An 18,373-nucleotide genomic window follows, 5' to 3' on the forward strand; every position below is an offset into this window, starting at 1 on the left:
AGAGCGGGGCCGGTTGCCGGTTTGAAAACCGGCTCCGTTCAACGTCCGCTAGTCGGGCCGAGGCGTGCGGCGATCGTGCGGCACGCGGCCAGCAGCGGCTCGATGTAACGGGTTTGCGGGTCGTTCTGCAGGCGGAAGGTCGGCATGCTGATGCTGATGCAACCGACGGTGCGCCCGTCGGTGCCGCGAATCGCCGCGCCATAGCAGGAGATCGCGACTTCGTTCTCTTCGCGATCTTCGGCATAGCCGCGTTGCGCCGTAAGCGCCACTTCCTGGCGAACGGCGTCGAGATCGGTGAGCGTGTGCTCGGTGAAGCGTCGCAAAGGCGCGTCTTTCAGCAATGTCTCGCGCTCGTTCTCGCCGAGCGTGGCGAGATAAGCCTTGCCGACTGAACTCGATGTGAGCGAGACGCGCGTGCCGATGCGAGATGCCATGCGGACCGCGTGCGGGCTTTCGAGCTTTTCGATGTAGACCATTTCGCCCTGACTCGGCACGGCGAGGTGGATCGTCTCAGACGTGACGTCGCGCAGTTCCATCAAGGCGTCCACTGCGGCAAGGCGCAGATCCGAACGCTCCCAACTGCGGCTCGCCAGATTGACGAGGCGCGGCCCGAGGTTGAAGACCGTGCCGTTGCCGGTCGCGACAATCATGCCTTCCGCCTGCAACGCTGCGACGATGCGATGAACCGTGGGACGCGGATAACCGCTCGCCGCGCTGAGTTTAGCGACATTGGGCGGCGTCTCGGCATCGGCGACGAGTTGCAGGACGGCGATGAATTTGGAGAATGCAGCGGCGCCGGCGACGGTTTTCGCGTCGCCAGCGGTGGTGTCGGCAGGCTGTCTGGAATCGGATGTGGACATCATTTTGCGTTGGGCACGATGAAGCAATTATGCCTTTTATTGCGGGCCGGGTCGGCACTGCATAGCCTTGAAAGTCTCGGCCCGGCCGCGCTTCACGAAAATCGTTACGCCACCAGATAGCCGCCGTCCACCGGCACGATCGCGCCGGTCATGAACGACGCAGCCGGCGTGCACAGAAACGCCGCGACTTGCGCAACTTCCTCGGGTGTTCCCCAGCGGCGCATGGGCGTGCGTTCCAGAATGGCCTGCGAGCGATTGTCGTCGTCCTGAAGCGCCTGCGTCAGCGGCGTGGCGATCCAGCCGGGCGCAATCGCGTTCACGCGAATGCCGTCGGCGGCATAAGCAATCGCCAGCGATTTGGTGAGCTGCGCGACCGCGCCTTTGCTCGCGCTGTAGGCAGGCACCAGTCCACCGCCGAAAAAGCTCAGCATCGACGCCGTATTGACGATGCAACCCGAGGACGCCTTGAGCAATTCGCGCGCTGCCGAGCACACGCGCATCGTGCCGTTCAGGTTGATGTCCATCACGCGTTCGAATACGTCGATACGGTGTTCCTCGATACGGCTGATCACGCCCGCGCAATTGACCACGATATCGAGCCGCGAAAACGCGCCCATGGCCGCGTTGACGTCGTCGGTCGAGCGCACGTCGAGCGTCAGGCGGCGGATGTCGTCGCGCAAGGTATCGGGCGCGCCTTCCGGTAGTGGCAGGCCGGCGGCGACCGTCTTCGCGCCGAGTTGCGCGAGTCCGTTTGCAATCGCCGCACCGATGCCGGACAGGCCGCCGGTCACGAACGCGGTTTTACCTTCGAGCAGATTAGTCTGGAATGTCATGTGAGTTACCTTAAGTAGGAAGAGATTCCGCGGCATCCGACAACGGCGCGGCCGGCACTTCCTTGACCACGAACAGATAGACGAACGCGGCGGCGAAGGCCACCCCCGCGCTGATGAGCAGGGCGTTCACGAATGAGTGAGTCTGATCGACCACGATGCCGGTGATGACCGGCGCAAAGGAGCCGCCCAGATAGCCGCCGAAGTTCTGCATGCTGCCGAGCGACGCAACCAGATGACGCGGCGCCGCGACGCTGACGAGCGCCCATGCGCTACCGCTCGCCAGATTGACGAACAGCATGGCAAGCGATACGTACACGATCGCCAGCGTCGTGCTCGGCGTATAGGCAGCCGGCACGGTGAAAGCGGCCGCGCCGATCAGGCCGATACAGACCGGCCATTTGCGGCTTTTGATCGGCGCCATGCCGCGCTTGAGCAGATAGTCAGCGACATAGCCGCTGCCTGCCATGCCGATCGTGCCGAAGATATAGGGAATCGTGACGAGCCAGCCGGTGTGTGCAATGCTCAGATGACGTTCCTTCTCCAGATAGCCGGGCAGCCACGTGAGATACAGCCACACCATGTAGATCACGCCCATGAAGCCGAAAATCATGCCCCACGTGTTGCGCAGTTTGAAGAGCGCGCCCCATTCGGCGAAACTCAAACCCTTCGGGCGCTCCACGATCTGCGAGCCTTCGTCCAGGTGAGCGGTTTCCGCTTCGGTCAGCGCCACTTCGTCGCGATTGCGATAGACCATGTACCAGCCGAGCGCGACCAGTACACCCAGCGCGCCCATGATGACGAACATCGTTCGCCATCCGAAGGAAAGCATCAATACCGTCAGGAGCGGCGGCGCGAGCATCGGTGCGATGGTGGACGAAGAGATGAACGTGCCGGTCGGGCCGCCCCGCTCGCGCACCGCAAACCATTCGTTCACCACTTTCGCGCCGGCCGGAAACAGCGGCGCTTCGGCGACACCCAGCACGATCCGCGCAACGAGGAAGTGGTTGATCGTCTGGATGAAGCCGCCCGCAACCTGCGCGAGCGACCAGACCAGCATGCCGAGCCCGAGCATCACGCGCGATCCGAAACGGTCGAGCAACGCGCCAACCGGCAATTGCGCGAACGCGTACGCCAACGAGAACGCCGACAGCAGAAGTCCCATCTGCGCAGCCGACAGGTGCAACTCTTCACTGACGAGGTGATTGGCGATGGACAGCGTGCTGCGGTCGAGATAATTGACGACGCCCGCCACCGTCAAAAAGACGACGGCGACGATCTGTATGCGTTTGAGGCGCGGTGATTTTTCAAGCATGTGTGTCTCCTGGCCCGTGTGACTTTGTAGTGTCGGGACTTGCTGGAACGTCGTGCGTTTGAGCGTTGTTAGTAGGTGGCGCGTCCGCCGGACAGATCGAAAATCGCGCCCGTGCTGAACGAGCACGAGTCCGAGCAGAGCCACAAAGCGAGTTCGGCGACTTCCCGTGTCGTACCGAGTCGCGCCATGGGGCTTTTGTCGATCATGGTCTGCACGTGACTCGCGGACATCTGCGCGAGCAACGGCGTTTCCACCGCGGCCGGCGCAATACCGTTGACGAGAATGCCGGTCTGCGCCAGTTCCTTGCCGAGCGATTTCGTCATCGCGATCACGCCGGCCTTCGCCGCGCTATAAGCGGACGCGTTGGGCGTGCCTTCCTTGCCCGCGAGCGACGCAATATTGACGATGCGTCCAGCGCTCGCACGACGCATGGCCGGCACGACGATGCGGCTCACGTGGTAAGTGCCGATCAGATTGACTTCGATCACGCGCTGCCATTCGAGCGGATCGTATTCGTCGAGTGGTTTCGTCGAACCGGCGAAGCCTGCGTTGTTCACCAGATAGTCGACGCGGCCGAATTCGGCGAGCGTAGCCTCGAGTGCTGCCTGAATCGATTCCGGCTCGGTGATGTCGACGGCCAAGTGGCGCGTTGCGTGCAGCGTGTCGTCGTTGCCGGGCGTGCCCGCGACCCGATCCCAGTTGACCGTGACGGCGCCGTGCTGCGCAAACGCATCGCACACTGCGCGACCGATGCCGCTCGCGGCACCCGTCACCACCGCGACGCGCCCGGCAAAGTCGTAACGGGCGAAAACGGATCGCGCGCTCATCGGATGAACTGGTCCACGTAGTCTTCGCCGAGGCCGACCGACGCGTAGTGCTTGCGGCACATGTCGATCTTGGTGAACACGTCTTCGTAGCCGGTGTAATTGCCGTACGGATCGCAATAGAACATCACGCCATTGACCTGGAAGTACGTGATCATTTCTTCGACGTCTTCGGGCACGTACAGCGTGTGAGTTTCGCCCGGCGGCTCGTAGACGTAGCTGCCTTCGGTCGCGGTCCATTCGTGTTCGAGGTATTTCCAGCGGCCCTTCAGCACCATGCCGTGCACACCCTGCGGATGACGGTGACGGCTCAGCACACCCGACTTACGCACGCGCAACAGGTTCATCCAGTAACCCTGCGAAGCGTTCAGACACAACGGGCGGAACGACACATTTTCGGCTTGAGGCACCCAGACGCGCTCGTCGGTCGGAATCGCGAACGGCACGACGACCTCCTTTTGCGCCTCCTTCGGGAAGGGCAACTGGTAAGGCGTCATCGGGGAATAAGTGGTGTCGGTCATGGGGAATCCTCTTTGATGTCCATAATATGGACGTATAGTCCACGATATGGTTATTATCGGGAGGGGCTCGAGCGGGGTCAATCCTGGGGTTTTTACTTAAACGTCTGCGGAAGAGAGCGTTGGGCGGCGTTTGGGCGGTGAGAACGATAGACTTCCGCTGAATACCTTTACCCACACCACGGACTTCACGGTCCTTCAGGGAGAATCAGCGGCATGGACCGGATGGCAGCAATGGAAACGTATGTCAGCGTCGTCGAGTCGGGCTCGTTCTCGGCGGCCGCCAAGCGGCTCAAGCTCGGACAACCGGCGGTCTCGAAGTCGATCGCGCAACTCGAAGAGCGGCTCGGCGTGCGACTCCTGTTGCGCTCGACACGCGGCCTGACACCGACCGATGCCGGCCAGCGCTTCTATGAGCACGCGCGGCGCGCCATCGAAGAAGTGGATCTTGCGGAACACGTTGCGCGCGACGCGTCCACCGGGCTGTCCGGCGTGCTGCGTATCAGCGCGGCCGTGACCTTCGCGCGTCTGCATATCCTGCCCGCGCTCAAGACGTTTCTCGACCGGCATCCCAATCTGAAGATCGATATCGTGCTGGACGATCGCACCATCGACTTGCTCGAAAAAGGCGTGGATGTCGCGCTGCGCATGGGTTCGCTCGATGATTCGACGATGACCGCTCGCCGTATCGCGCAGAGCCGTCGGCTGGTCGTCGGCACGCCCGCCTATCTTGCCGACGAAGGTATCCCGATGACGCCTGCGGACCTCAGCCAGCATCAGGTGATCGTGTATTCGTTGCGAGGCGGCGGCGAGTCGTGGGCGTTCAGCCAGCAAGGCAAGGAAGTGGCGGTGGTGGTGTCCGGGCGCGTTAGCGTGAGCGCCGCCGAGGGCATGCGCACGACGGTGCTCGGCGGCCTTGGTCTGGCGATCGCATCGGAATGGATGTTCTCGCCGGAACTCGCCGACGGCACCGTTCAGGCTGTGCTGACCGACTGGGAATTGCCCACGCTCGACCTGTGGGCCGTCTTCCCGGCCGGACGCCTCGTGAGTGCGAAAGCGCGAGCGTTCGTGGCTTTCGTGGAAGAGGTGCTCGGTGTCGCCGTCAGCAGCGACGGCGGTGCGGCATCGTAAGCGTCGATACTCAGGCTCTCGCCGCTGCTTTTTCCAGAACCGGGAACATGTCCGACGGATCGGGGCGGCGCGTGTAATCCGGGTTGACCTCTGAATACAGCACGATGCCATCCTGTCCGATGACGTAGCGCGCGGGCATCGGCAAGGTCCAGCTCGGGTCGTCGTTGAACGCCGGCAGATCGTTCCTCAGGTTCTTGTACAACTCGACCAGATAATCGGGCAGTGCGAAACGCAAGCCGAAGTCGGCAGCCGTCTGACCGTTCACGTCGCTCAGTACCGGAAAGCCCAATTCATTGGTTCGCACGGACTTGCGGCTGTTCACGGGCGTCTGCGGCGAGATCGCCACTACGTTCGCGCCATACGTCTGAATCTGCGGCAGAACTTCGTTGATCGCCTGCAATTCGATATTGCAATACGGACACCACACGCCGCGATAAAACGTCACGACCAGCGGTCCTTTCACGAGCAGCGCCGCGGACGACACGTCGTTGCCTTCCTGATCCTTGAGGTTGAAGTGCGGCGCGCGGTCGCCTGCCTTGATGGCGCGCCCCGCCTGTCCGCTTGCGATCAGCTCGGCCGTCGCGCGTTCCATCACCGGATGAATCTCCGGCGGCGCGTTGAACGGCGCCTTGCCCGCCTTGAAGTCGGACCGGAATGCGTCGAGTTTGTCTTGCAGTGACATGAGTGTTCTCCGTGTAGAGGAATAGGTGGATTGAAGCGCAGAGGCGATTCATGACGGGAGCCGCGAGGGCTCCCGCATGCGGTTTAAGCAGCGACGGCGGCCGGTTTGGTCCACTCGTTACCGGCCATGAAGCCGTCGAGTTCGGTGTGGACGATGTGATTCGTGTAGTTGCTCATCACCTTGGTCGCGACACCCAGAATCACTTCGAGCACGTTCTGACGGGTGTAACCCGCCGCGAGGAATGCGTCGATATCGGCGTCCGGCACGAAGCCGCGTTCGCGCACCACGAGCGTCGTGAATCGATGCAGCGCTTCGAGCTTGTCGTCCGGCAGCGGCGTGCCGGCGCGCAGCGCGGCGATCACGCCGGCGTCCATCTTGATCATTTGTGCCAGCGTGCTGTGACCGGCCATGCAGTAATGGCAGTTGTTCTCGAAGTTCGAGGTCAGGTAGACGACCTGCTGTTCGTGCGGCGTCAGCGTGCTTTTCGAGAACAGATCCCACAGCGCCGAATACCAGCGAGCAGCGCGGGCGATTCCGCCATATTGGCCTGCAGATTGGGGACGAAGCCGAAGGCGCGTTGGGTGTCTTCGAGGCTGGCCTTCGAGGCGGCCGGTGCGTTTTCGATCGTGTAGGTTTGGAAGGTGCTCATCGTTTTGCTCCTGTTGGTTGACGGTGAGCAAATGATGAAGGTCGGTGCCCGCCCGAAGAAGGCGGGCACCGTCGATAACACTCATTCCTGGCAGGCATAAAGCGCTTGCCGCGCCGTTGTGCCGTGCGTTTGGGCCGAGTATTGGCGGTTCAGCCGATATCGACTTTCATGGCGATGTCCCACGTGCCGGCGCCGTTTTTGGCGAGGCCGATCATCATCAGACCCAATGCCTCCAGCGTCTGCGCCATGTGCAAACCGCCGACGTCGAGCGGACGCAACCCAAGACTTTCGATGAAGGCCGAGACGCTCGACCTGGCCTGCGCGTTGTCCGCCGCGATGAACGCGTCCAGTGGTCCACCCCGAGTCAGTACGTGGCCGAAGATGGTGTTGAACGCCTTCACGAAATGGGCGCCAGCGGGCGCATGCTTCGCGATTTCCTGCGTACCGGAGCTGCCATTGGGCGTGACCAGGCTTTTGAGGTCGAGAGCGACCGGGTTGGTGATGTCGATGATCACTTTGCCGTCGAGCGCGTTTCCGTACTCCGCTACCACCGACGCCGCACTGGCGTACGGCACGGCGAGGATAACGATGTCGCCCGACGGCACGGCGCCGTATTCCAATGTGGTCGCGCTGGCCGCGAGTTGGTCTGCCAGCGCTTGCGCCTTCGCGGCGTCGCGAGTGATGATTTCGGCTGTGTGTCCTGCTGCCGCGATACGGCCACCGATTGCCGCGGCCATGCCGCCTGCGCCGATGATGCTGATCGTGCTCATGGCAATTGCCTCGTGAGTTGGGATGTTGTCTGTGGTTGGCATCGATGGATCAGGCAGCAGGGAAGTAGTGGCCGTTGTCCAGATCCGCGATCAAACCAGGCTCAGCCGGTTTCCAACCGAGTGTCCGCTGGGTAATGAGGTTGGAGGCCGCTAAGTTCAGCGTGACGAGATTCGCAAGAAATCCAAAATATCCGGGCAACATCAATACGTCCGCGGGAATGCTGACTGCGGGCAAGCCCAGACGTACGCCGATAGCCTCGGCGATTTCGCGGAACGGGATACCGTCGTCGCCGATCGCGTGCCAGTTCCTGCCAGCCGGACCTTTCTCCAACGCGAGTCGGAACACGGCGGCGAGATCGCGGCTATGCACGGCGGACCACAGGTTTGCGCCGTCGCCGGGATAACCGATCACACCTTTTTCCTTCGCAAGCGCAATCAGCAGCGGGAGAAATCCGGCGTTGTCGGTGGTGCTGTGCATGATCGGAGGAATACGCACGACCGACGACCGCACGCCGCGCTCCGCAAGGCCAATCACGGTGGTCTCCACGATATTGCGGACCCGCAAGCTGCCCTTGTACGGATCGCCCCCGGGAAGTGGCGGATCTTCCTCGCTGGCGGCCCGACCTAGACCTTCCCAGCCTGGCGAGCCGATGCTCCCCGATACGACCAGCGGCTTTCCGGTCCCTTCCATTGCATCGCCGTATGCGAGCATGATCTGGCGTTCCGCTGCGGCCACGGCGTCGATGCCGCCGGAGGGAAGCAAGTCCTGCCTGTGCGCCACGTGAATGACGCCATCGAATTCGGCCGCCGCCGCCTTGAGTCCGTCGAGATCTTCGAGGCTGCCGCGACGCACTTTCGCGCCGTGCGCGGACACCGCGTCCGCCGCTTTATCGGACCTTGCGAGCGCGGTAACTTCGTGACCGGCCGCGATGAGTTCAGAGATGATGTACGGACCGGAATGACCGGTGCCGCCAGTAATGAAAACGCGCATGTTAGTAATCCTTATGAATTTTGAGTCGATGTGTGATACAGGATGACGATGTGCTCAGCCGGGAACGCTGACGCCGATTGAGAAACGGGTGTGCTTGACGGAGTGAGTCAGAAGGCCGAGCGTCAGCATGCAAAGGTGCTCCAGCGTTCGCGCCATGGGCAGCAGCCCGGTATCCATCGGACGCAGTCCGAGACTCGCGACGAACGCTGCAACGCGCACTTTTGCCTGTGTGCTGTCTCCGGCGAGGAACACGTCCAGCGAGCGTCCCTCTTCCGCACTGGCAGCGAGGACGTGAGCGAACTGGGTGTTGAACGCCTTGACGATATCCGCGTTCGACGGGGCGACCTTCGCGATCTCCTGCGCGCCGAAACTGTCGTCAGGCGTCAGGAAACCGGAGAAGTCGGACTTGATCGGGTTCGTGATGTCGACGAGAAACTTGCCAGCCAGCTTTTCGCCGTACTGCTTCACCACGTCGAGAACGGCTGCGTAAGGAACCGCCAGAATAACCATCTCGCCAGCCGGAACGGTGCCGAACGTTACCGCCGTCGCGTTCGCTCCGATCTGGCCGGCCAACGCTTGCGCCTTGACAGCGTCGCGGCTCGTCAGCTCGACGATGTGTCCGGCCTTGACGGCAAGCCGCGCGATCGCAGCGGCCATATCGCCTGCGCCGATGATGCTAATCGTGCTCATGAGTCTCCAGGTAGATTGAGTGGTGCTCGTGCTTTCCACCCAGTCATGCTAAACACGTTACTTGCAAAAAACAAGTAAATATGCGAAATTTACTTGCTTTGTGCAAGTGATGCCAGAATGCACCCATGAAGAAAACGACGAGCAAAGATGACTTTCGGTCCCACTGCGCAGTGAACTACGGCGTGGAGATTTTTGGCGACCGATGGTCGCTTCTCATCATTCGCGACATCGTTTTTGTCGGCAAGAAGACCTATGGCGAATTTCTGAAGTCGGAAGAGGGTATCGCGACGAATGTCCTCGCTTCCCGCCTGGCTTCACTCGAAGAGCAAGGAATTCTTTCGCGCACGCCGAACCCGGACGACAAGCGCAAGGATTTCTACACGCTGACCGAAAAAGGCCTGGACCTCATTCCGATCGTGCTGAGTATCGTGCTCTGGAGCGCGAAGCACGATTCGAAGTCGTACGTGCGGCGCAGCAAGGATTTCGTCGCCCGATTGAGCCGAAATCCCGCGGAGATGGGCGAGGAAGTGAAGGCGCTGGTGCGCAGTGGTGGATGTATGTTTCCGGAGAGTCGGGAGTGAGGGCGGTTTTTCGCCGTGGCGTGGAGGCGAATAGATCGCGCTCGCTCGATGACGTATGATCCTGCTTCCTCACGCGCCCTCGATCCGCATCCAGCAACATCACGCCACCAGAATCGCCTTCGTTCCGCCAGCGCCCTCATAAGCCATCGCCGCTTCAATCTGCTCGAAGGCAAACGTCTTGCCGATTCGCGTCCGGTATAGCGGATCGTCGATCACCTGTTCGAGATCCTGCAATGCGGCCTCCAGTCTTCGACGGTCCTTGACCGTCGCGCTGTCGAAGTTGCTGAAACGCCGGATCACCAGGTTCTTCATCATGACCAGCGTCGTCGGGAACGATACCGGTTGCGCGGCACCGAGAAAACCGTAACACCAGATCGTCGAATTCACCGGCAGCGCCGTTGCGACGTCGCTGAGCAGCTGACCGCCGACGCCATCGAACACCGCGGTCGTTTCGAGTCTCGCCGAAAGCTCGGCGAGCGTAGACGTGAACCCCTCGCTCGTGACGATCACGTGCTCGATGCCCGCGGCATGCAACGCGTCGCGCGCCTCGTGATTGCGCGCCAGGAAGATCGCAGGAATGCCGCGTCGGCGTGCGAGCGCGGCGATGGCGTTGCCGGTCGCCGAATGCCCTGCCGTGACGACGATGCCGCGATGTGCCGCCGTCGTGATTCCCTCGATGAAGGCATACGCCGTCATCACGTTGACCAGCGAGCCGCTGTAATCCACCGGGGACACGTGCTCCGGCAGGATCACGCAGTTGGTGTACGGCATTTCCGCGCGCGCCGACCACAGCCCCACGCTCTCCGCGCTGCGTCCGAGCGACCGGTAGATGGCGACCTGCCGTCCGACGTAGCGCGATGGCACGCCGTCGCCGACCGCGACGACCCGGCCTGCACCCGACGCACCCCACACGTCGTGTCGAACGGCAGGAAGCGCAACACCCACCGACGCCGGCTGCTTGAGGAAGGTTTTGTCGCCATGATTGATTGCCGAGGCGGCCATGTCGATCAGCACATGACTCGGCGCCGGTTCGGTCGGCGTCGGCACGTCGCGCACTTCCAGATCACGGGCGGCTGTTACGCAAATCGCTTTCATCTTCTGCTCCTTGTGGGTGGAAAGTCCCACCTTAAGCGAGTCGATCCATTGCGAAAACGGCTGCAATAGGCATACCATTCATTCCATCTAGGAATTGATAGCGGGAGCGGACAGGAATGGATCGACTGGACGCAATGCGGCTGTTCGTGAGGCTGGTGGAAAGCGGGAGTTTTACGGCCGTGGCGCGCGCCGAAGGAATGGGCCAGCCTGCCGTGAGCAAACAGATCAGCATGCTGGAGCGCTATCTGGGCGCGCAATTGCTCGCGCGTACCTCGCGCCAGGTGACCGTGACGGAAGCCGGACAGACGTTTTACGCCTCGGCCAAAGCGTTGCTGGATGATTTCGATGTCGCCGAGTCGTCGGTGGGTGAGCGGCAGCAATCGCCGCGCGGCCTGATTCGGCTGAGTACATCGCCTGCGCACGGGCGCCTGTGCATCACGCCGCTTTTGCCCGAATTCTTCCGACGTTATCCGCAGGTGGAAATCCAGATGTCCGTCTCCGAGCGTCAGGTCGACCTGATCGGCGACGGCATCGATCTCGCGATCCGTCATGGACGCATGCAGGATTCTTCGCTGGTCGCGAGAAAGCTGTGCGACTCGGCGTTCGTGCTCGTCGCGAGCCGCACATACCTCGCCACGCACGCAACGCCGACGTGTCTCGAGGACCTCGATGCGCACGACTGCGTGGTCTTCGCGCATGGTCGGGAGCGTCGTCCGTGGATTTTCGGGGCAGGAAACGAGTCCATTGCTTACATGCCACGTGGACCCTTCATGACCGGCGACGCCGAACAGATCCGCGCGGGCATCCTGTGCGGACTTGGCGTGGCGCAGGTGCCTGAGTGGGTTGTCGCGCCTGAAATCGCCAGCGGGGACGTGCAGGTGCTCCTGCCGCAGTTTCAGCGCGAATCCGTTCCCACGCATCTGGTCCACCCCGCCGGGCGACGGGTGCCGATGCGCGTCAAGTTGCTGATGGATTACCTTCAGGCCGCTTTCGATACGGCCGGCTGAGCGGCACTGGACCCAAGCGGCCGATGATTATTAAACGACGAGCGGGCTATGCCGCCCGGTCGGTGGAGATCACCACGCAGAGGCCGCATGAGCGCGCCTTGCCCAATCGCAAGCGGCCCGCGCTCACTCTTGTTTCATTGCCGCATTCGCATCGGCAAACCCACAGGCCGTCACCGTCGTAACGCTCCGTTGTTAGCTGGCCGAAAAGTTCGCCGCTTTTCAAGGCTCGTGAGCCCGGTCGTGATCGCCATATGCGACGCTGTTCGCGGCAGCCACAATCCGTCACTTCGCCGCTTTCGACACTCGCGAGAGCGGCGGTCAGCTGGCCGCCGCACCGGCATTGCCAGCGCCACGTCCCGGCGCCCCAGTACTGGAGCGCAACGAGATCGCCAAAGGCGCGGCCGGCCACATCGCGCTTCGGCGGGAACGGCCATTGGGGCGGCGGAGGGTGGCGGGTACGTTTCTTCACGACATGTAGATGGTGTGCGGAGCCTTTATTTCAAGCGATTGCGGCGCGGATTAGTCGGCGGCGCGTTTGGGGGACAAGCCGCCGGTAAGGATGACACATTATCCATCGCGCCACGGCGGCTCGCCGCTGCGGCTGCTGCCCGCATTGTTCAACGCAATCAGCCCGATCGCAGCGCTCGCGCATGCAGAAGCCGTCAATCGAACGCCAACCGCCAAAGAAACCTTACGCACTAGATAAGCAGCCGACTCTCGCTAGAAGGCTTGTGCTCGAGCAATGCGGCGAGCTTGCGCAACGCCGCCATCAATTCGGCACGGCCCGTACATCCGCCGAGCGACAGACGAATCGCGTTCGGCGCTTCGCCGTTCTGGCTGAAAGCGGAGGCGGGCGCGACGACCAGACCTTCGCTGCGCGCTGCCGCCGCGAGCGTCGACGCGGCCCAGTGCGTGGGCAACGTTTGCCACATATGAATGGCGCCACTCGTCGCAGCACCCGCTTTCGAGAGAATTTGCGCGGCTGTCAGCAGACGTTCCTTCGATTCCTTCAGGATGCCCGTCATTACGTCTCCCGCCGTGCCGTCGAGAATCCACTGCGTCACCAGTGACGTCGTGAGCGGCGGCGACATCAGCGATAGCGATCGCAGCGCGTTCAGAAACGCATCCTGCTTATCCGACGAAGGCAGCACGAGAAAGGCCGCGCGCAGACCGGGTGAAATGCATTTGGACAGCGTGGCGAGGTAATACACCTGTTGCGGCGCGAGAGCGGCGAGCGGCGCAGGCGCGTTGTCCGCGAACAACCAGTACGGATCGTCCTCGACGATGGGCACCTTGCGTCGTGCCGCGACGGCAAGCAGTTCCTTGCGACGAGCCGCCGGCATGGTGCGCGCGGTGGGGTTGCGGATTGTCGGGTTCAGATAGACGAGTCCACCTGCTGAGTGCGTACAGGCGGCGTCGAGCGCATCGGGACGCATGCCGTGTTCGTCGCATGCGAGCGGCGTCAATGTGCGGCCCAATTGCTGTGTGATGAGCGGCAAGCCCGGATAGATCAGCTGCTCGGTGAATACAGGCGCGCCCTGATTCGTGACTGTCAGTATCAGCGCGGCGAGCGCCGAATGCGCACCGGGCGTGACGACAATGCGCGATCGTTCGACTCGCCCGAGGATGGGCTTGAGCCACGCAGCGCCCGCTTCGCGATCCGTCTCGCTGCCGCCGCCTAGCTGATAGGTCATCAACAGGTCGATGTCGCTGCGCACCAGCACTTGCGACAGTCCACGCTTGAGCAGCACCGCGAAGTCGAGGCCGGCGGGCGGCGGCGGTATGTTCATGCTCAGGTCGACTTGCTGCAGGAAGGTCGCTTTGGGCGGCGCGATGAACGTACCCAGCGGACCGCGCGATTCGATCAGATTGCGTTGATGCGCTTCCGTAAACCCGCGCGTCACGGTGGTCAGATCGACGCCGATCATCTCGGCCAGTTTGCGCTGCGGCGGCAAACGGTCGCCCGGATTCAGCTTGCCGTCGGCCACCGCACGCTCGATCAGATCGACGATTTGCAGGTAGCGCGCCTTGCCGGTGGACGCCAGATCGGTGATCCAGTCGGGGCGCTGCACGGTTCGTTTTCGTGGTGGCATGTGTGGCAACTTGTCGCGCTTGTATGGTCTATGTCTTACTCTAGCATGCGCCAGCGTAGCCTATGTATGTATCTGTCGGGAAGGCCGGAATAGCGGCCGGAAAGCGGTCCGGCACGAAGGATTGGTCATAGCGGAAGGGCGGCGCGATCGACGGTTCGAGGATACATACATGGCGCTATGTAACCGTCAACCACTCGACCACATGCGCAACCCACCTACATGCGAAGACCCGTCCCATACAGCGGGACGAACTCGCCACCCCTCACCGTTTCGAAGTCATCTGTCTCGCGCGGCCCGCGTCGTTGCAACGGGCGCGCTAAGTCTGCTGGGCGGATGCAGTATGGTTCTCTTCAATCCGAAAGGCTCGGTCGGCGAACAGGAAAAGAACCTGATTCTGATCGCGCTCGGGCTGATGCTGCTCGTCGTGATCCCGGTTATCGCGCTGACGCTGTTTTTCGCGTGGCGCTACCGTGCTTCCAATACCCGGGCTACGTATGCCCCGACGTGGGCGCATTCGACGCTGATCGAAGTCGTCGTCTGGACCATTCCCTGCATTATCGTTGCGACGCTTGCCGTTCTGATCTGGAAGACAACCCACAACCTCGATCCCTACAAGCCGCTCGAGTCCGACGTGAAGCCGGTGCGCGTCGAAGTCGTCGCGCTGAACTGGAAATGGCTGTTCGTTTATCCGGATTACGGCGTGGCTTCCGTCAATCAGCTTGCGTTGCCCGTCGATACACCGGTCGATTTCCGGCTCACGGCGGAGTCGCTGATGAATTCGTTCTTCATTCCGCAACTGGGCAGCCAGGTCTACGCGATGTCCGGCATGCAAACGCAACTGCACCTGATCGCGAACAGCGAAGGCACCTATGCGGGACGCTCGTCCGCGTTCAGTGGACCGGGATTCTCGGACATGGACTTCAGCGCGGTCGTGACCAGCCGGAGTGAATTCGACGCATGGATTGCACGCGCCAAAGCATCGCAACAGACGCTCGACGTGAAAGCCTACGACGTCTTGCAGCAGCCCAGCCGCAAGAACCCCGTCGCGCTTTATAGCAATGTGACGCCGGGCCTGTTCGACGGTGTCGTCTATCAGTACATGCGCGACTCGGGCGGCCATCCCATCTGCACGACGGCGACCGCCGACATGGACATCAAGCCCGCGCGCCTGCCTTCGCACGCCGCTTTGGTATCGGAGTAGTAGATATGTTTGGAAAACTTACGCTCGATGCGATTCCGTATCACGAGCCCATCATCATGGGCACGCTCGGCGTCGTGATACTGGGCGGTCTCGCGCTGCTCGGTCTCGTCACGTACGCCGGGAAATGGACTTACCTGTGGAAGGAGTGGATCACATCGGTCGATCACAAACGGATCGGCGTGATGTACATCATTCTCGCGCTCGTCATGCTGCTGCGCGGTTTCGCCGACGCCATCATGATGCGCGTGCAGCAGGCTATCGCGTTCGGTGATTCCGCTGGCTATCTGCCGCCGCATCATTACGATCAGATCTTCACGGCGCACGGCGTCATCATGATCTTCTTCGTCGCGACGCCGCTGATTCTCGGTCTGATGAACGTCGTCGTGCCGCTGCAGATTGGCGCGCGCGACGTGGCGTATCCGTTCGTCAATTCGCTGGGTTTCTGGCTATCGGCCGTCGGCGCGGTGCTCGTGATGGTGTCGATGTTCGTCGGCGATTTTGCGGCGACGGGTTGGGTTGCGTATCCACCTTTATCTGAGCTTGGCTACAGTCCGACAACGGGTGTCGACTATTACATATGGTCGCTACAGGTATCGGGACTCGGCACCACGCTAAGCGGTATCAACTTCATTGTGACGATTCTGCGCATGCGCGCGCCGGGTCTGAACCTGATGAAGATGCCGGTGTTCTGCTGGACTGCGTTGATCACGAATATCCTGATCGTCGCGGTATTTCCGGTGCTCACGGGAACGCTCGCGCTGCTCACGATGGACCGCTATCTCGACATGCATTTCTTCACGAACGAGCTGGGCGGCAACGCGATGATGTACATCAACCTGATCTGGGTCTGGGGTCACCCGGAGGTGTACATCCTGATCCTGCCCGCGTTCGGCGCATTTTCGGAGATCATCGCAACGTTCTCCGGAAAGCCGCTGTTCGGCTACAAGTCGATGGTATACGCGACGGCGTCGATCGGCGTGCTGTCGTTCTTCGTCTGGCTGCATCACTTCTTCACGATGGGTTCGGGCGCGAACGTCAATGCGTTCTTCGGCATCATGACATCGATCATTTCGGTGCCCACTGGCGTCAAGCTGTTCAACTGGTTGTTCACGATGTATCGCGGCCGCATCCGTTACCACTCGTCGACCTTGTGGACGATCGGCTTCATGGTGACGTTCGCCGTCGGCGGCATGACGGGCGTGCTGCTCGCCGTGCCGGGCGCGGACTTCGTGCTGCACAACAGCCTGTTCCTCGTGGCGCACTTTCATAACGTGATTATCGGCGGCGTGGTGTTCGGCTGCCTCGCCGGCATCAGCTACTGGTTCCCGAAAGTGTTCGGCTTCACGCTCGACGAATTCTGGGGCAAGGTCGCGTTCTGGTGTTGGCTGGTCGGTTACTGGCTCGCCTTCACGCCGCTCTACATCCTGGGCTTCGAAGGCATGACGCGCCGCATGAATCACTACTCGGTGGCCGCGTGGCATCCGTGGTTGATCGTTGCGCTGGTCGGCGCTGTCGTGATCGGCATGGGCATTCTGGCGTTGATCGTCCAGTTCGCGGTGAGTATCTACAGGCGCGAGCAGTATCGGGATTTGACGGGCGATCCGTGGGATGCGCGCAGTCTCGAATGGTCGACGGCCTCGCCTGCGCCTTTCTATAACTTCGCTATCGTTCCCGAGATTACCTCGCTGGAACAGCATTGGGACAACAAGACGTCCGGGCGCACACGCATTCGGCCCGCGAAGTACGAAGACATTCATATGCCGCGTAATACGGCAGCGGGCTTCGTCATCGCGGCGTTCAGCCTGCTGTTCGGCTTCGCGATGGTATGGCACATGTGGCCGTTCGTGATCGTTGGCCTGCTCGGCATGGGCGCGACGTTTGTCGTGCGCTCTTACGATCAGGACGTCGACTACTACGTGCCGGCTGCCGAAGTCGAACGCATCGAAAACGCGCGTTACGCAGCCCTCGATAGCGCGCGTGACGAACAGATTCCGGAGATGGCTTGACCATGACTAGCGTAACGACATACAGGGCCGGCGAGCATCACGACGCGCACGGCCACGATCACGAACACGATAGCGGCACTCGCACGACGCTCGGATTCTGGATTTACCTGATGAGCGACTGCCTGATCTTCGCGACACTATTCGCGACGTTCGGCGTGCTCGTCAATTCGACGGCGGGCGGACCCGCGGGCAAACAGTTGTTCGAACTGCCTTATGTGCTGGGCGAAACGTTGCTGCTGCTCGCCAGCAGTTTCACGTTCGGCATGGGTGTGCTGAGCATGCATGCGAACAAACGGCCTGCCGTAATCGGCTGGCTCGCCGCGACGTTCGTGCTGGGCGCCGGCTTCATTGGCATGGAAGTGGCCGAGTTCGCCAAACTGATCAGCGATGGTGCGGGTCCTTCGACAAGTGCATTTCTATCGGGTTATTTCACGCTGGTCGGCACGCACGGTTTGCACGTCACGACAGGCTTGTTGTGGATCGCCGTGATGATGCATCAGGTCAGCCGTTTTGGTCTCACACCCGTGACTCGCAGGCGGATCGCGTGCCTCAGTCTCTTCTGGCACTTCCTCGATCTCGTATGGATCTGCGTGTTCAGTCTTGTTTATCTGCGGGAGTTTCTATGAGCAAAGCCGCTCAATCCAACGTTGCGCACGCGCGCAATCACGATGTTTCGCACGGCAGCGTGAAGAGTTATGTCGTCGGTATGGTGCTTTCGCTCGTGCTGACGTTTGCATCGTTCGGCGTGGTCATGATGCATCTGCTGCCGCGGTCGATGGGGCTGACTGCCGTAGTCGTGCTGTGCGTGGTGCAACTCGTCGTGCAGTTGGTGTTCTTCCTGCATCTGGGTTCGTCCGCGGATCAGCGCGCCAATACGGGCATCTTTATTTGCACGGGTCTGCTGATCGCCATCATCATCGCCGGGTCGCTGTGGGTCATCCACAATGCGAACGTGAACATGATGCCGACGCAGATTTCGGTTGAGCGGGCGTTGGCGCGCGATTGATCGGGATTTTGTTTCGAAGAGCGGCGGACTGTGTTTAAAGTCCGCCGCCATATATCTCGGCCCACCTCGCGAACAGCCGCACTCCCGTTCATATAACGGTGCATTCCATGTTGCGGCTCATCTG

At 61.5% G+C, this 18,373-nt stretch carries 20 protein-coding genes and 1 pseudogene; 7 read left to right on the forward strand and 14 right to left on the reverse strand.

The annotated features are described in order from the left end of the window. Positions 1-38: 38 nt before the first annotated feature. From P3T18_RS02805 to P3T18_RS02825, 5 genes are all read right to left on the reverse strand, one after another. The gene (locus tag P3T18_RS02805; RefSeq protein WP_429298384.1) at positions 39-863 is read right to left on the reverse strand and encodes an IclR family transcriptional regulator; all 825 of its coding nucleotides are present in this window, start codon (positions 861-863) and stop codon (positions 39-41) included. Positions 864-964: 101 nt separating this feature from the next. After that, the gene (locus tag P3T18_RS02810) at positions 965-1,693 is read right to left on the reverse strand and encodes an SDR family NAD(P)-dependent oxidoreductase (RefSeq protein ID WP_429298385.1); all 729 of its coding nucleotides are present in this window, start codon (positions 1,691-1,693) and stop codon (positions 965-967) included. A 10-nt stretch (positions 1,694-1,703) separates the two neighbouring features. After that, entirely contained in the window at positions 1,704-3,005 is a 1,302-nt protein-coding gene (locus P3T18_RS02815) for an MFS transporter (protein ID WP_429298386.1), read from the reverse strand. Between the two features lie 68 nt (positions 3,006-3,073). Continuing rightward, positions 3,074-3,832: an SDR family NAD(P)-dependent oxidoreductase gene (locus P3T18_RS02820; RefSeq protein ID WP_429298387.1), complete on the reverse strand. Its 759-nt coding sequence runs from the start codon at positions 3,830-3,832 to the stop codon at positions 3,074-3,076. Further along, positions 3,829-4,350 carry a 2,4'-dihydroxyacetophenone dioxygenase family protein gene (locus tag P3T18_RS02825; protein ID WP_429298388.1) on the reverse strand — a complete coding sequence of 174 codons (522 nt, stop codon included), beginning with the start codon at positions 4,348-4,350 and terminating at the stop codon, positions 3,829-3,831. Before P3T18_RS02825 ends, P3T18_RS02820 begins: the two co-directional genes overlap by 4 nt. 213 nt (positions 4,351-4,563) lie before the next feature. Between P3T18_RS02825 and P3T18_RS02830 the strand changes: the two genes are divergently transcribed. Continuing rightward, positions 4,564-5,478: a LysR family transcriptional regulator gene (locus P3T18_RS02830; RefSeq protein WP_429298389.1), complete on the forward strand. Its 915-nt coding sequence runs from the start codon at positions 4,564-4,566 to the stop codon at positions 5,476-5,478. A gap of 10 nt (positions 5,479-5,488) precedes the next feature. On the opposite strand, the gene P3T18_RS02835 is transcribed toward P3T18_RS02830, so the two are convergent. From P3T18_RS02835 to P3T18_RS02865, 7 genes and pseudogenes are all read right to left on the reverse strand, one after another. Continuing rightward, complete coding sequence (locus P3T18_RS02835; protein WP_429298390.1) at positions 5,489-6,160, reverse strand: peroxiredoxin-like family protein; 672 nt, start codon at positions 6,158-6,160, stop codon at positions 5,489-5,491. A gap of 83 nt (positions 6,161-6,243) precedes the next feature. Then, entirely contained in the window at positions 6,244-6,543 is a 300-nt protein-coding gene (locus tag P3T18_RS02840) for a carboxymuconolactone decarboxylase family protein (protein WP_429299051.1), read from the reverse strand. A gap of 24 nt (positions 6,544-6,567) precedes the next feature. Then, a pseudogene (locus P3T18_RS02845) lies at positions 6,568-6,693 on the reverse strand (hypothetical protein); the annotation flags it as partial. Further along, complete coding sequence (locus P3T18_RS02850) at positions 6,633-6,809, reverse strand: hypothetical protein (protein WP_429299052.1); 177 nt, start codon at positions 6,807-6,809, stop codon at positions 6,633-6,635. The pseudogene P3T18_RS02845 and the gene P3T18_RS02850, both read right to left, overlap by 61 nt. 149 nt (positions 6,810-6,958) lie before the next feature. Next, a complete protein-coding gene (locus P3T18_RS02855) occupies positions 6,959-7,579 on the reverse strand; it encodes an NADPH-dependent F420 reductase (RefSeq protein WP_429298391.1) in 621 nt (206 codons plus the stop codon). Positions 7,580-7,628: 49 nt separating this feature from the next. Beyond that, entirely contained in the window at positions 7,629-8,570 is a 942-nt protein-coding gene (locus P3T18_RS02860; RefSeq protein ID WP_429298392.1) for an SDR family oxidoreductase, read from the reverse strand. A gap of 54 nt (positions 8,571-8,624) precedes the next feature. Continuing rightward, positions 8,625-9,260, reverse strand: coding sequence for an NADPH-dependent F420 reductase (locus P3T18_RS02865; RefSeq protein WP_429299026.1), 636 nt, complete (start codon positions 9,258-9,260; stop codon positions 8,625-8,627). A 125-nt stretch (positions 9,261-9,385) separates the two neighbouring features. On the opposite strand from P3T18_RS02865, the gene P3T18_RS02870 reads away from it, so the two are divergent. Beyond that, positions 9,386-9,841 carry a winged helix-turn-helix transcriptional regulator gene (locus P3T18_RS02870; protein ID WP_429298393.1) on the forward strand — a complete coding sequence of 152 codons (456 nt, stop codon included), beginning with the start codon at positions 9,386-9,388 and terminating at the stop codon, positions 9,839-9,841. A 99-nt stretch (positions 9,842-9,940) separates the two neighbouring features. On the opposite strand, the gene P3T18_RS02875 is transcribed toward P3T18_RS02870, so the two are convergent. After that, entirely contained in the window at positions 9,941-10,936 is a 996-nt protein-coding gene (locus P3T18_RS02875; protein WP_429298394.1) for a zinc-binding dehydrogenase, read from the reverse strand. 116 nt (positions 10,937-11,052) lie between these two features. Between P3T18_RS02875 and P3T18_RS02880 the strand changes: the two genes are divergently transcribed. After that, positions 11,053-11,943, forward strand: a complete 891-nt coding sequence (locus tag P3T18_RS02880; RefSeq protein ID WP_429298395.1) for a LysR substrate-binding domain-containing protein — start codon at positions 11,053-11,055, stop codon at positions 11,941-11,943. Between the two features lie 698 nt (positions 11,944-12,641). Here the strand turns inward: P3T18_RS02880 and P3T18_RS02885 are convergent. Further along, on the reverse strand, positions 12,642-14,036 hold the full coding sequence (locus P3T18_RS02885; RefSeq protein WP_429298396.1) for a PLP-dependent aminotransferase family protein: 1,395 nt from the start codon (positions 14,034-14,036) through the stop codon (positions 12,642-12,644). 340 nt (positions 14,037-14,376) lie between these two features. Between P3T18_RS02885 and cyoA the strand changes: the two genes are divergently transcribed. From cyoA to cyoD, 4 genes are read left to right on the forward strand one after another with little or no spacing between them, the layout of a single operon-like run. Then, positions 14,377-15,237, forward strand: a complete 861-nt coding sequence (cyoA, locus tag P3T18_RS02890) for a ubiquinol oxidase subunit II (RefSeq protein WP_429298397.1) — start codon at positions 14,377-14,379, stop codon at positions 15,235-15,237. A 5-nt stretch (positions 15,238-15,242) separates the two neighbouring features. Further along, complete coding sequence (gene cyoB, locus P3T18_RS02895; protein WP_429298398.1) at positions 15,243-17,243, forward strand: cytochrome o ubiquinol oxidase subunit I; 2,001 nt, start codon at positions 15,243-15,245, stop codon at positions 17,241-17,243. 2 nt (positions 17,244-17,245) lie between these two features. After that, complete coding sequence (gene cyoC, locus P3T18_RS02900; RefSeq protein WP_429298399.1) at positions 17,246-17,869, forward strand: cytochrome o ubiquinol oxidase subunit III; 624 nt, start codon at positions 17,246-17,248, stop codon at positions 17,867-17,869. Next, complete coding sequence (cyoD, locus tag P3T18_RS02905) at positions 17,866-18,249, forward strand: cytochrome o ubiquinol oxidase subunit IV (protein ID WP_429298400.1); 384 nt, start codon at positions 17,866-17,868, stop codon at positions 18,247-18,249. Before cyoC ends, cyoD begins: the two co-directional genes overlap by 4 nt. Positions 18,250-18,373 lie beyond the last annotated feature (124 nt).

The organism is Paraburkholderia sp. GAS199 (assembly GCF_050436585.1).
Classification (GTDB): Bacteria; Pseudomonadota; Gammaproteobacteria; order Burkholderiales; family Burkholderiaceae; genus Paraburkholderia.

What these genes read in the sequence shown, in the direction of transcription:
- P3T18_RS02805 (WP_429298384.1), bottom strand. Translation starts at nt 863, where the DNA reads ATGATGTCCACATCCGATTCCAGACAGCCTGCCGACACCACCGCTGGC.
- P3T18_RS02810 (WP_429298385.1), bottom strand. Translation starts at nt 1,693, where the DNA reads ATGACATTCCAGACTAATCTGCTCGAAGGTAAAACCGCGTTCGTGACC.
- P3T18_RS02815 (WP_429298386.1), bottom strand. Translation starts at nt 3,005, where the DNA reads ATGCTTGAAAAATCACCGCGCCTCAAACGCATACAGATCGTCGCCGTC.
- P3T18_RS02820 (WP_429298387.1), bottom strand. Translation starts at nt 3,832, where the DNA reads ATGAGCGCGCGATCCGTTTTCGCCCGTTACGACTTTGCCGGGCGCGTC.
- P3T18_RS02825 (WP_429298388.1), bottom strand. Translation starts at nt 4,350, where the DNA reads ATGACCGACACCACTTATTCCCCGATGACGCCTTACCAGTTGCCCTTC.
- P3T18_RS02830 (WP_429298389.1), top strand. Translation starts at nt 4,564, where the DNA reads ATGGACCGGATGGCAGCAATGGAAACGTATGTCAGCGTCGTCGAGTCG.
- P3T18_RS02835 (WP_429298390.1), bottom strand. Translation starts at nt 6,160, where the DNA reads ATGTCACTGCAAGACAAACTCGACGCATTCCGGTCCGACTTCAAGGCG.
- P3T18_RS02840 (WP_429299051.1), bottom strand. Translation starts at nt 6,543, where the DNA reads ATGATCAAGATGGACGCCGGCGTGATCGCCGCGCTGCGCGCCGGCACG.
- P3T18_RS02850 (WP_429299052.1), bottom strand. Translation starts at nt 6,809, where the DNA reads ATGAGCACCTTCCAAACCTACACGATCGAAAACGCACCGGCCGCCTCG.
- P3T18_RS02855 (WP_429298391.1), bottom strand. Translation starts at nt 7,579, where the DNA reads ATGAGCACGATCAGCATCATCGGCGCAGGCGGCATGGCCGCGGCAATC.
- P3T18_RS02860 (WP_429298392.1), bottom strand. Translation starts at nt 8,570, where the DNA reads ATGCGCGTTTTCATTACTGGCGGCACCGGTCATTCCGGTCCGTACATC.
- P3T18_RS02865 (WP_429299026.1), bottom strand. Translation starts at nt 9,260, where the DNA reads ATGAGCACGATTAGCATCATCGGCGCAGGCGATATGGCCGCTGCGATC.
- P3T18_RS02870 (WP_429298393.1), top strand. Translation starts at nt 9,386, where the DNA reads ATGAAGAAAACGACGAGCAAAGATGACTTTCGGTCCCACTGCGCAGTG.
- P3T18_RS02875 (WP_429298394.1), bottom strand. Translation starts at nt 10,936, where the DNA reads ATGAAAGCGATTTGCGTAACAGCCGCCCGTGATCTGGAAGTGCGCGAC.
- P3T18_RS02880 (WP_429298395.1), top strand. Translation starts at nt 11,053, where the DNA reads ATGGATCGACTGGACGCAATGCGGCTGTTCGTGAGGCTGGTGGAAAGC.
- P3T18_RS02885 (WP_429298396.1), bottom strand. Translation starts at nt 14,036, where the DNA reads ATGCCACCACGAAAACGAACCGTGCAGCGCCCCGACTGGATCACCGAT.
- cyoA (WP_429298397.1), top strand. Translation starts at nt 14,377, where the DNA reads ATGGTTCTCTTCAATCCGAAAGGCTCGGTCGGCGAACAGGAAAAGAAC.
- cyoB (WP_429298398.1), top strand. Translation starts at nt 15,243, where the DNA reads ATGTTTGGAAAACTTACGCTCGATGCGATTCCGTATCACGAGCCCATC.
- cyoC (WP_429298399.1), top strand. Translation starts at nt 17,246, where the DNA reads ATGACTAGCGTAACGACATACAGGGCCGGCGAGCATCACGACGCGCAC.
- cyoD (WP_429298400.1), top strand. Translation starts at nt 17,866, where the DNA reads ATGAGCAAAGCCGCTCAATCCAACGTTGCGCACGCGCGCAATCACGAT.